The organism is Nonomuraea sp. NPDC050680 (genome assembly GCF_040654555.1).
GTDB lineage: Bacteria > Actinomycetota > Actinomycetes > Streptosporangiales > Streptosporangiaceae > Nonomuraea.
In genome coordinates this window covers 995,212-1,008,273 of sequence record NZ_JBFAIF010000002.1, presented here as the reverse complement: position 1 = coordinate 1,008,273, position 13,062 = coordinate 995,212, and the positions used below count along the sequence as shown (strand labels likewise).

The window sequence follows — 13,062 nt, the reverse complement described above, 5'->3', positions numbered from 1 at the left end:
CCATGACATGGCATTAGAATTCTCTGTCGAGAATGGTGAAAAGTTCTTCCGCGCTGGCCGATTCGAGCGTCGGCTCCGCCGGGTCCGCCGGCCGGCCGTGCGCCTCGGCCCACTTCGCCGTGAGCGCCTTGAGCCGCGCGGTGATCCGCGCGTGGCCGTCGGGATCCGGTACGAGCCTGTCCAGCGCCTGTTCGAGCTCGGCCAGCTCGGCCTCCAGCGGCTCGGCGGCCGTATCGTCGTCGCCGAGCAGTTCGGTCTTGATGAAGGCGGCCACGGCTTCTGGTGTCGGGTAGTCGAAGACGAGCGTGGCGGGCAGGCGTATGTCCGCCGCCGCGCTCAGCCGGTTGCGCAGCTCGACCGCGGTCAGCGAGTCGAAGCCCAGCTCCTTGAACCCCCGCACCGGATCGACCGGGTCCTCGCCGGCATGGCCGAGCACGGCGGCGACGTGGGTGCGTACCAGGCTCAGCAGCAGGCGGTCGCGGGCCGCCCTGGACAGCGGCGTCAGCCGATCCGTCAACGAGACGGGCGCGGCGGCGGCCGTGACCGAGGGCGTGGCGGGCGCCCGCCCGACGGGGGCGGTGACCAGGCCACGGAGCATCGCCGGCGGCCCTTCCTCCCGCGACCGCACGGCCGCGAGATCCAGCCGGATCGGCACCAGCGCGGGCTCGTCGAGCGCGAGCGACTCGTCGAACAGCGCCAGCCCCGCCTCGGCCGACAGCGGCAGCAGGCCCGAGTGACGCAGCCGGCGCAGATCGGCCTCGCCGAGCTGGGCGGTCATACCGCCCACCTCCGGCGCCCACATGCCCCAGGCCAGCGAGAGCCCCGGCAGACCGGCCGCCCTGCGGTGCGCGGCCAGCGCGTCGAGGAAGGCGTTGGCCGCCGCGTAGTTGCCCTGCCCGGCGGCATCGAGCGTGCCGGCAGAGGAGGAGAAGAGCACGAACGCCGACAGGTCAAGATTTTTCGTGAGTTGGTGAAGATGCCAGGCGGCGTGGGCTTTGGGCTGCCAGACCGTGTCCAGCTGCTCGGCCGTGAGCGAGCCGATGACGCCGTCGGCCACGACGCCCGCCGTGTGCACGACCGCGGTCAGCGGACGGCCCGCGAGCAGTTCCGCGAGCGCGTCGCGGTCGGCGACGTCGCACGCCGCGACCTCGACGCGGGCCCCCTGCTCGGTGAGCTCCGCGCGCAGCCGGTCGGTGCCCGGGGCGTCGAGCCCTCTGCGGCCGACCAGCAGCAGGTCGCGCACGCCGTGCGCGGCCACCAGATGCCGGGCCACCAGGGCGCCGAGCCCGCCCGTGCCGCCGGTGACGAGCACGGTGCCGGCTCCGCCGATCGGGGTGGGCAGGGTCAGCACGATCTTGCCGGTGTGCCGGGCCTGCGCCATGTACCGGAACGCCTCGGGCGCGCGCCGCATGTCCCAGACGCGGGTCGGCAGGGGTGCGAAGGTGCCTTCCTCGAACAGCTTCACCAGCTCGGTCAGGATCTCCTGGGTCCGGTCCGGTCCTGCGTCGGAGAGGTCGAAGGGCGCGTAGCGAACGCCGGGCGCGATCGTCTCCACGTCCCGGATGTCCGTCTTGCCCATCTCCACGAACCGGCCACCCGCGGCCAGCATGCCCAGGGAGGCGTCGGTGAACTCACCCGCCAGCGAGTTGAGCACCACATCCACCTGGCCGAACTTCTCCGCGAACTCCAGCGTCCGCGACGAGGCCACATGCGCATCGTCCAGAGGCAGCGACGCCCACTTGCCGGGACTCGCCGTACCGAACACCTCCGCGCCCAGCCACCGCGCGAGCTGCACCGCCGCCATGCCGACCCCACCGGCGGCCGCGTGCACCAGCACCCGGTCCCCCGCCCGCAGGTCGGCCAGATCGACCAGCCCGTAGTAGGCGGTCGCGAACACGGCCGGCACGGCGGCCGCGTCCACGAAGGACCAGCCGTCCGGCATGTGCGCCACCATCCGGTGATCGGTCACCGTATAGGGCCCGAAACCACCCTCGAACAGCCCGAACACCCTGTCTCCCGGAGCGAACCGGGTGACGCCGGAGCCGACCTCGACGACCACGCCGGCGCCCTCGCCGCCGATGGACGCCTCGCCCGGGTACATGCCGAGGGCCATCAGGACGTCACGGAAGTTGAGTCCGCAGGCCCGCATGGACACGCGTACCTCGAACTCCTCCAAGGGCCGCCGGGCCGCGTCGCAGGCGGTCGCCGCCAGGGCGTCGATCGTCCCTGGCTCGGTGATCTCCAGATGCCAGGACTCGGCATCGGCCGGCGGCTTCAGCAGGCCGTCCTCGCCGGTCCTGGTCAGGCGTGGCGCGAGGGCGTCGCCTTCGCGAAGAGCCAGCTCAGGCTCCTGACCAGTCAGTACGGTGGGCAGCGCCCGATAGGAGGCCGCCGTGCCGTCCACGTCGACGAGGAGGAACCGGCCGGGATTCTCGGCCTGCGCGGCGCGTACCAGACCCCGGACGGGGGCGTGGGCCAGGTCGGGCGTGTCGTCGTCGGCACCGGTCCGCACCGAATCATCGGTCACCAGCACCAGCCGGACGGTGCCGAAGCGCTCATCGGCCAGCCAGCCCTGAAGCAGGCCGAGCGTCCGGCCGGTCAGCTCACGCGCATCCGCCGACGGGTCCGCCGACGCGGCCTCGTGCCCGGCCGAGACCGGCCCCGCCGACGCGGGCTCGTGTCCTGCGGCGACCAGCCCCCCAGGCTCGTACCCGGCGCGCACCAGCACCGCCGACGGCGGCGGGCTCAGCGCGGCCAGTGCGTCCAGGTCCGGGACGGCGCGCACGGAGAGTCCCGCGGCGCGCAGGCCCATGGGCAACTCGCCGTCGTCGGCGCCGAGCACCGCCCAGTCGTCGCGCGCGCCTCCGATGGCCACGCGTGTCCAGCTCACCTGGTACGGCGAGGCGCCCGCCCCGCTCCGGCCGGCGCCGAGCCCGGCCCCGGAGACCGGCCGCATGGCCAGCGAGCCCACGCTGGCCAGCGGCGCGCCCGTCGCGTCCGCCACGCTCAGCAAGGGCGCGCCCGTGCCGTCGGCGGACACCTGGACGCGGGCGGCGGTGGCGCCGGTCGCGTACAGGCTGACGTCGCTCCAGCTGAAGGGCAGCTCGACCCGAGGATCCCCGGGCGCCATCGCCCTGCCGTCCCGGGGATCCCCGGTCGCCAGCCCGATGGCATGCAGCACGGCGTCGAACAGCGCCGGATGCAGGCCGAAGCGGCCGGCGTCGGCCACCACGCCGTCGGGCAGCTCTATGTCGGCGAACACCTGGCCGTCACGCCGCCAGGCCGCGCGCAGTCCCCGGAAGGCGGGTCCGTATTCCGTGCCTTCGACGGCCAGCCGCGCGTAGAGGTCGTCGACGTCGATGGGCGTGGCGCCGGGCGGCGGCCATTCGGCCAGGTCGAAGGTGGGGCGTTGGTCCGCGACGGCTAGCGTCCCGGTCGCGTGCCGGGTCCAGGGCCGCTCGCCCGTGGTGGCCCGCGAGTAGACGGTCACCGTACGGCGGCCCGAGTCGTCCGCCCCGGAGACGATCACCTCGATCGTGACGGCGTCCCGCTCCCCCAGCACGAGGGGCGCCTCCAGGGTCAGCTCTTCGACGAGATCGCATCCGGCCTGGTGACCGGCCGCGACGGCGAGCTCGACGAAGGCCGTGCCAGGAACCAGCACGGTGCCGAGGATCCGGTGATCGGCCAGCCAGGGGTGGCCGGCCAGCGAGAGCCTGCCAGTGTACAGCGACCCACCGGTGTCGGGCAGCTCGACCGCGGCGCCCAGCAGCGGGTGACCCGCGGCCTCGAGCCCTAGCGAGGCGGGATCGCCGGCGTGGTGGGCGGGCCGCAGCCAGTAGTGCCGGCGCTGGAAGGCGTAGGTGGGAAGCTCCACCTGCCGGGCTCCGGCGAAGAAGGTGTCCCAATCCACCTCCGCGCCGCGCGCGTACGCCCGGCCGACGGCCGCGACCAGTTGCCCGGCCTCGTCCCGGTCCCGCCGCAGCACCGGCACCGCCACCGGCGCGGAGTCCCGCTCCGGTACGCCTTCCTGTACCAGCCCCGACAGCACCGCGTCGGGACCCAGCTCCAGGAGGGTCCGCACGCCCCGCTCGCGCAGGAAGGCGACGCCGTCGGCGAACCGTACAGGCTCCCGCACATGCCGCACCCAGTACTCGGCCGAGAACCGCGACACCGGCTCACCGGTCAGGTTCGACACCACCGGGATCGCCGCGTCCTGGTACTCCAGTCCGGCGGCCACCTCACCGAAGGCGCTGAGGATCGGCTCCATGCGATGGGAGTGGAACGCGTCGCTGACCCGCAGCCGCCGGCACCTCAACCCGCGCCGGCCGAACTCCGCCGCCACCCGCTCCACCGCGGGCTCGTCACCCGAGACCACGATCGAGGCCGGTCCGTTCACCGAGGCGACCTCCACCTTGCCCGCCACGTCGGAGAGCTCGGCCAGCAGCTTGGCGACCGTTCCCTCTCCCGCCGCGACCGCGAGCATCGCGCCGCCCGGCGGGAGGCTCTGCATCAGCCGGCCCCGCGCCGCCACGAGCGCGCACGCGTCCTCCAGCGACAGCACGCCCGCCACGTGCGCCGCCGCGAGCTCGCCCACCGAATGGCCCATCAGGTAGTCCGGCACCGTCCCCCACGACTCCAGGAGCCGATAGAGGGCCACTTCCAGGGCGAACAGCCCCGTCTGGGCGTACAGCGTCTGGTCCAGGAGGTCCGGCCTGCCCCACATCACCTCGGTCAGGGGCACATCCAGGTGGCGGTCCAAGCCCGCCGCGACCGCCTCCAGTTGTTCCTTGAACGTGGGGAACGTCCTGGTCAGCTCCAGGCCCATCCCCACCCGCTGGCTCCCCTGGCCGGTGAACATGAAGCCCAGCCCGGCGCTCTCCGTGTCCCCGGGACCGCTCACGACGTCGACCGGCTCGGCCCCTTCGGCGACCCGCGCCAGACCCGCGATCAACTGCGCCCGATCGGCCGCCACCACGACGGCGCGATGGCTCAGCAGCGACCGCGTTCTGACCAGCGAGTAACCCACCTGCGCGGGGCCCACGTCCTCGGCGGCCGCCACGAAGTCCCGCAGCCGCTCCGCCTGCGCCCGCACCGCGTCCGCGCCACGCGCGGAGACCACCACCGGCACCGGCGCGTCACCAACCGGCGTGTCGTCCGGAGCCGGCTCCTCGGCCGGCACGCCCTCGATCACCACGTGCGCGTTGGTCCCGCTGATACCGAACGACGACACTCCCGCCCGGCGTGGCCGCCCGTCGCGGTCCTGCCAGGGGGTCGCCTCGGTCACCAGCGACACCGCGCCCGCCGACCAGTCCACGTGCGAGGAGGGGGCGTCGACGTGCAGTGTCTTCGGCAGTACGCCGTGCCGCATCGCCAGGACCATCTTGATCACACCGGCGACGCCGGCCGCGCACTGGGTGTGCCCGATGTTGGACTTGACCGTGCCCAGCCACAGTGGCCGATCCTCTGGACGGTCCTGTCCGTACGTGGCCAGCAGCGCCTGCGCCTCGATCGGGTCCCCGAGCGTGGTGCCGGTGCCGTGGGCCTCGACCGCGTCGATGTCGGCCAGGCCGAGACCGGCGTTGGCCACCGCCTGGCGGATCACCCGCTGCTGGGACGGCCCGTTCGGCGCCGTGAGCCCGTTGCTCGCGCCGTCCTGATTGACCGCGCTCCCCCGCACGACCGCCAGCACCTGGTGGCCGTTGCGGCACGCGTCCGACAGCCGCTCCAGCAACAGCAGACCCACACCCTCGGCGAAGGCCGTACCGTCCGCCGCCTCCGCGAACGCCTTACAGCGCCCGTCCCGCGCCAGACCCCGCTGTCGGCTGAACTCCACGAAGATCTCCGGGGTGGACAGCACGGTCACACCACCGGCCAGCGCGAGCGTGCTCTCGCCGCGGCGCAGCGACTCGCAGGCCAGGTGGAGCGCGACCAGGGACGACGAGCACGCCGTGTCCAGGGTGACGGCCGGACCCTCCAGGCCGAGCGCGTAGGAGACGCGGCCGGACATCACCGAGCTGGAGTTGCCGGTGATCAGGTATCCCTCCACCTCCTCGGGCAGGGGGGCGGGCCCGGTGCCGTAGCCGGTGGCGGAGGCGCCGACGAACACGCCCGTCGAGCTGCCTCTGAGGTCGCCCGGGTCGATGCCCGCGCGTTCGAGGGTCTCCCAGGCGGCTTCGAGCAGCAGCCGCTGCTGCGGGTCGGTGGCCAGGGCCTCACGCGGCGAGATCCCGAAGAAGGCCGCGTCGAAGTCGCCGGCCTCGTACACGAAGCCGCCCACCCGCACATAGCTGCTGCCGGCGCTCTCGGTGTCGGGGTCGTAGAGCCGCTCCAGGTCCCAGCCGCGGTCGGCGGGGAACTCCGACATCGCGTCCCGGCCTTCGGCGAGCATGCGCCACAACGCCTCCGGCGAGTCGACGCCGCCGGGATAGCGGCAGCCCATCCCGACGATGACGATCGGATCGTCGTCGAGCGGGGCGGCGGGGGTGGCGACCGGCGCGACGGGGGCCGCCGCACCGAGCAACCTGCCCTTGATGTGCTGGGCGAGCGCGGCGGGCGTCGGATAGTCGAAGACCAGCGTGGCGGGCAGTCGCAACCCGGTGGCGGCATTGAGCCGGTTACGCAGCTCGATGGCGGTCAGGGAGTCGAAGCCGAGCTCCTTGAACGCCCGGCCGGCGTCCACCGAGCCGGCGTCGGCATGGCCGAGCACGGTGGCGGCCTGCGCCCGGATCAGGGAGACCAGCACCTGGTCGCGGTCGTTCTCGGGCAGCCCGGCCAGCTGCCGCTCCAGCGCGGAGGCGACACCGCCGGGCACGGCGCCCGCCGCGACGCTCCGCTGCGCGGGCGCGTGGACCAGGCCGCGCAGCAACGGCTGGACCCCGGCGGGGTCGCGGCGCATCGCGGCCAGGTCGAGGCGGATCGGCGCCAGCAGGGCCTCGTCCACCGTCAGAGCGGCGTCGAAGAGCGCCAGCCCGTCCTCGGAGGACAGGCCGCGGGCGCCCGACCGCTCCATGCGCGCTATGTCGGTGTCGCGCAGATGGGCGCTCATGTTGCTGCGTTGTTCCCAGAAGCCCCAGGCCAGCGACACCGCGGCGAGTCCGTGTGCCCGCCGGTGGGCGGCCAGCGCGTCCATGAACACGTTCGCCGCCGCGTAGTTGCCCTGCCCGGCATCGCCCAGGACACCGGCCGCGGAGGAGAACAGCACGAACGCCGACACGTCCAGCTCCCGCGTCAGCTCGTGCAGATTCCACGCCCCGGAGACCTTGGGCCGCAGCACCGCGTCCAGGCGCTCCGGCGTCAGCGCGGCCACCACGCCGTCGTCCAGCGCCCCGGCGACGTGCACCACCCCGCGCAGCGGGGTCTGTACCTCGGCCAGTACCTCGGCCAGAGCCGCCCGGTCCGCGACGTCGCAGGCCACGACCCGCACCCGCGCGCCCGCCCCGGACAGCTCTTCCAGCAGTTCCGGCGCGCCGGCGGCCGAGATCCCGGACCGGCTCACGAGCAGCAGGTCCCGTACGCCGTGCACCGTCACCAGGTGGCGGGCCACCAGCGCGCCCAGACCGCCCGTGCCACCGGTGACGAGCACCGTCCCGCCGCCGCCGAACGTGGGCGGCATCGACAGCACGATCTTCCCGGTGTGCCGGGCGAGCGACATGAACCGCAGCGCCTCGCCGGCCCGCCGCACGTCCCAGACCCGGACCGGCGGCAGCTCCAGCGCGCCCCGCCCGAACAGGGCCATCACCTCGGCCAGCAGCTCGCCCAGGCGCTCGGGACCGGCCTCCATCAGGGAGTAGGGGAGGTAACGCACGCCGGGGTGCGCGTCGGCGACCTGGCCGGGTTCGCGCAGGTCGGTCTTGCCGATCTCCAGGAACCGGCCGCCCCCGGACAGCATGTCCAGCGAGGCGTCGGTGAACTCCCCGGCCAGCGAGTTGAGCACCACATCCATCTGACCGAACTTGGCCGCGAACTCCAGCGTCCGCGAGGAGGCCACATGCTCGTCGTCCAGGGTCGTCGACGCCCACTTGCCGGGGCTCGCCGTACCGAACACCTCCGCGCCGAAGGAGCGGGCGAGCTGTACCGCCGCCATGCCGACTCCACCGGCGGCCGCGTGCACCAGCACCCGATCACCGGCCTGGACACCGGCCAGATCGGCCAGCCCGTAGTAGGCGGTCAGGAACGCCACCGGCACCGACGCCGCCTGCGCGAACGACCAACCGGCGGGCATCGGCGCCAGCAACCGCCGATCCGTCACTCCCACGGGACCGAAGGCCCCGTCCAGCAGCCCCAGCACCCGATCACCGGGCACCAGATCGGCCACGGCCGAGCCCACCTCCAGCACCACACCCGCGACCTCGCCGCCGATGGGCTCGCCGTGTTCGGGCACCATGCCGAGGGTGACGACCAGGTCGCGGAAGTTGAGACCGGCCGCCCGCACCGACACCCGCACCTCGTCCGGCCCCAGCGGCCGGGCCGCCTCCGGGCACGGAACCAGGGACAGGCCGTCCAGGCTGCCCTTGACCGCCGCGTCCAGGCGCCATTCCGCGACACCCACAGGCAGGGCCAGCGTGTCCTTGGTGGCCGCGCGGGCCAGCCTGGGCACCAGCACCTCGCCGGATCGCACGGCCAGCTGCGGCTCGGCGAGCGCCGCCAGCACGGCGGGCACCGGCACCGCGGAGTCGTCGAGATCCAGCAGGACGAACCGGCCGGGGTGCTCCGACTGCGCGGACCGCAGCAGGCCCCACACCGGCGCGCTCGCCAGGTCCCGTACCTCCGCGTCGGAGCCAGCCGCCACCGCGCCGCAGGTCACCACGACGAGCCGCACCGAGGTCAGCCGCTCATCGGCCAGCCAGGCCTGTACGAGCCCCAGCGCCCGATGCGTGGCCGACCGCGCGCCATCCGGAACGCCGCCATCCGCCGCTTCGTCCGGCGCGGAGCTGTCCGGCGAGAGCTTCACGAACGGTTCGGAGCCGTCCGGCCAGAAGCTCGCGAACGGTTCGGAGCCGTCCGACCGGAAGCTCGCGAACACGGTGTCGGGGAGCGGATCCGACGAGGTCAGCGCCGCCAGGTCCGCGTACTCGGCACTCGCGACGCCCGCCCGGCGCAGGCCGTACGGGTCCGGCCCGAGCACCGCGGCGCCCCCGGCCGGCGTCGGCTGAGCGGCGGGCGCCGCCGTCCACTCGACGCGGAACAGCGAATCGCCATGGGCCACCGAGGCGGCGGAGAGCTGCTGCGCCGAGGCCGGCCGCGAGACCAGCGAGCGCACTGTGGCGACGGGCGCGCCCGAGGCGTCGGCCAGCCACAGCGACAGGGTGTCGGGGCCCGATGGCGACAGCCGGACCCGTACGGCCGCCGCGCCCGTGGCGCGCAGGGACACGCCGGTCCAGGCGAAGGGCAGGCTCAAGCGATCGTCGGCGGGGTCCAGCAGCGACCCCGCGTGCAGCGCCGCGTCGAGCAGCGCCGGGTGCAGGCCGTACAGCTCGGCGTCGCGGGTCGCCTGCTCGGGCAGCCTGACCTCGGCGAAGACCTCGTCACCGCGCAGCCACGCCGCCTTCAGCCCTTGGAACAGCGGGCCGTAGCCGTAGCCGGCGTCGGCGAGCCGTTCGTACAGACCGTCGAGGTCCGCGGCGGTCGCTCCCTCCGGCGGCCACTGGGCCAGGTCGAAGACCTCGGGGGTGTCATCAGCGGCGACGTACCCGCTCGCGTGGCGGATCCACGGCGCGTCGGCCGGGGCGTCCTCCGCCCGTGAGTGCACGGTGATGCCGCGTCGTCCCGCGTCCTCGGGCGCTCCGACGGACACCTGCAGCCACACACCGCCGCGCTCGGGTACGACCAGCGGGGCCTCCAGCGTCAGCTCCTCCAGCAGGCCGCAGCCGACCTGATCGCCCGCCCGGATGGCGAGCTCGACGAAGGCGGTGCCGGGCAGCAGCGGCGTGCCCGCGGCGGCGTGGTCGGCCAGCCAGGGGTGCAGCTGGACGGAGAGCCGTCCGGTCAGGAGGGCGCCACCGGATTCGGCGAGCGTCACGGCCGCGCCCAGCAGCGGATGGCCGGCGTCGCTCAGCCCCGCCGAGGCGACGTCACCGGCCGAGCCGCGGGTCTCCAGCCAGTAGTGCTGGTGCTGGAAGGCGTACGTGGGCAGATCGACCAGGCTCGTGCCGGGGAGGAGGGCGTCCCAGTCGACGGCCACGCCGCGCACGTACGCCTCCGCGACCGAGGTCAGCACGCGCCGCAGATCGCCTTCCCCGCGGCGCAGGGTGCCGCCGGCGAACGCGTCGGCCCCGGCCTCCTCGATCGTGTCCTGCACGCTCATCACGAGCACCGGATGGGCGCTCATCTCGAGGAACGCGTCGTGTCCCGCCGCGAGCAGCTCCTCGATCACGGCCTGGAACTCGATCGGCTGGCGGGCGTTGTGGAACCAGTAGTCGGCGGTCAGCTCGCCGGTGTCCAGGGCCTGGCCCGTGACGGTGGAGTGGAACGGCACCTCTCCCGGGATCGGGGACACGGTTTCGAGCAGCCGGGTCAGCTCCTCGCGCAGCGGGTCCACCTGGTCGCAGTGGGAGGCGACGGTGCTGGCCAGGAGGCGGGCGCGGACGCCGTCCGCCTCGTATTCGGCGACGAGTTCGGCGAGCGCCTGCTCGTCGCCCACCGCGGTGCACGACGAGGGGCCGTTCTTCGCCCCGATGGACAGCCGTCCCTCCCAGCGGGCCAGCCGCTCCTCCACCTCACCGGCCGCCGCGGCGATGGCCGCGATCGCCCCCTTGCCCACCAGACGCTCGGCGAACAGGCGGCTGCGCAGCACGATCACGCGTACGGCATCGGCCAGGGACAGTCCACCGGCCACGTACGCGGCGGCGACCTCGCCCTGGGAGTGACCCACGACGGCGGCGGGCCGCACGCCCAGCGACTTCCAGAGGGCGGCCACCGACACCATCACCGCGAACAGCGCCGGCTGGACGACCTCGAGCCGATCGAGCGAGGGCGCGCCCGGCTCGCCGCGCAGCACGTCGAGCAGCCGCCAGTCGACGTGGGTCTCGATCTCGGCCGCGCACTCCGCCATGCTCCGGGCGAAGACCGGGGAGGTGTCCAGGAGGTCCACCGCCATGCCGGCCCACTGCGAGCCCTGGCCGGGGAAGATGAAGACGACGCGGCGCTCCGCGGCGGCCTCGCCCTCGGTCACCTCGGCGGCGGGCTCGCCTTCGGACAGAGCGGTCAGCCCGGCGAGCAGCTCGGTCCGGTCACCGGCGGCGACCACCGCGCGGTGCTGCCAGGTCGAGCGTGAGGTCACCAGCGAGTGGGCGACGTCGGCCGGGCGTAGGTGCTCGTGTTCCGTCAGATGGGCCGCCAGCCGGGCGGCCTGGGCGCGCAGCGCCTCGGGCGCCTTGGCCGACAACACCAGGGGGACGACGGCCGGGGGCGGACCGCCGTCCCCATCCGGGGTGGCTGCTACGGGCGGCTCCTCCAGGATCACGTGCGCGTTGGTGCCGCTCACGCCGAAGGAGGAGACGCCGGCTCGCCGCGGGGCACCGCCCGCGGGCCAGGGCCGGCTCTCGGTGAGCAGTTCGACCGCGCCGAGCGACCAGTTGACGTACGGCGACGGCTCGTCCACGTGCAGGGTGCGGGGCAGCATCCCATGGCGCATGGCCATGGCCATCTTGATCACCCCGGCGACGCCGGCCGCCGCCTGGGTGTGCCCGATGTTCGACTTGAGGGAGCCGATGCGCAGCGGCCCGCGTTCGCCCCGGTCGCGGCCGTACGTGGCCATCAGGGCGTGCGCCTCGATCGGGTCGCCCAGCTTGGTGCCGGTGCCGTGCGCCTCGACCACGTCGACGTCGGCCGGAGACAGGCCCGCGTTGCCCAGCGCCCGCCGGATCACGCGTTCCTGGGAAGGACCGTTCGGCGCGGTCAGGCCGCTGCTCGCGCCGTCCTGGTTGATCGCCGAGCCCCGGATGACCGCGAGCACGGGGTGGCCCCGGCGGCGCGCGTCCGACAGCCGCTCGACCGCGAGGATCCCGACGCCCTCGGAGAAGCCGGTGCCGTCGGCGGAGGCGGCGAACGCCTTGCACCGGCCGTCCGCGGCGAGCACCCGCTGCCGGCTGAAGGCGGTGTAGGTGCCGGGGGTGGACATCACGGTCACGCCACCGGCCAGCGCCAGGTCGGTCTCGCCGTTGCGCAGCGCCTGACAGGCCAGGTGCAGGGCGACCAGGGAGGCGGAGCAGGCGGTGTCGACGGTGAGCGTGGGCCCTTCGAGACCGAGGGCGTAGGCGATCCGGCCGGACACCACGCTCGGCGCGTTGCCCGTCACGAGATAGCCCTCGACCTCTTCCGGCGCCTTGTCCAGCCGGGGGCCGTAGTCCTGCGGCTCGGCGCCGATGAACACGCCGGCCTGGCTGCCGCGCAGCGTGCGCGGGTCGATGCCCGCCCGCTCGAACGCCTCCCAGGAGGCTTCGAGCACCAGCCGCTGCTGGGGGTCCATGGCGACGGCCTCACGCGGGTTGATGCCGAAGAAGTCGGCGTCGAACTCACCGGCGTCGTGCAGGAAGTGGCCCGAGCGCACATAGGTGGAGTTGGGCGCGTCCGGGTCGTCGTCGAACAGCCGGTCGAGGTCCCAGCCCCGGTCGGCGGGGAACCCGGTGAGGGTCTCCCCGCTCTCGGCGACCAGCCGCCACAGCTCTTCGGGAGTGGTGATCCCGCCCGGATAGCGGCACCCTACGCCGATGATGGCGAGGGGCTCGTCCACGCGCGCCCCGGCGGTGACCGGATCGACTTCACCTGTCTCCGTGTCGGTCAGCCTGAGCACCTCGGTGAACAGGTAGTCGACGACCGCCTCGGGGGTGGGGTGGTCGAAGGCGATCGTGACCGGCAGTTCGGCGCCGACCGCCTGGGCCAGGCGGTCGTGCAGTTCGACGGCGGCCAGCGAGTCGAGTCCCAGTTCCCTGAAGCCGCGCTGGGGATCCACCGCGTCAGGGGCGTCTGGGAGTACGGTCCGCAGGACCTCGACCGTCAGGTCGTGCACCAGGTCGGCGAGGAAGCGACGCTGCTCGCTCAAGACACACACTCCGCTCACTCGTG

The 13,062-nt window shown here is 74.0% G+C and carries 1 protein-coding gene; it reads right to left on the bottom strand.

The genetic code is table 11. The features are described from left to right. Positions 1-13: 13 nt before the first annotated feature. Positions 14-13,039: an SDR family NAD(P)-dependent oxidoreductase gene (locus AB0H88_RS10950; protein WP_357643101.1), complete on the bottom strand. Its 13,026-nt coding sequence runs from the start codon at positions 13,037-13,039 to the stop codon at positions 14-16. Positions 13,040-13,062 lie beyond the last annotated feature (23 nt).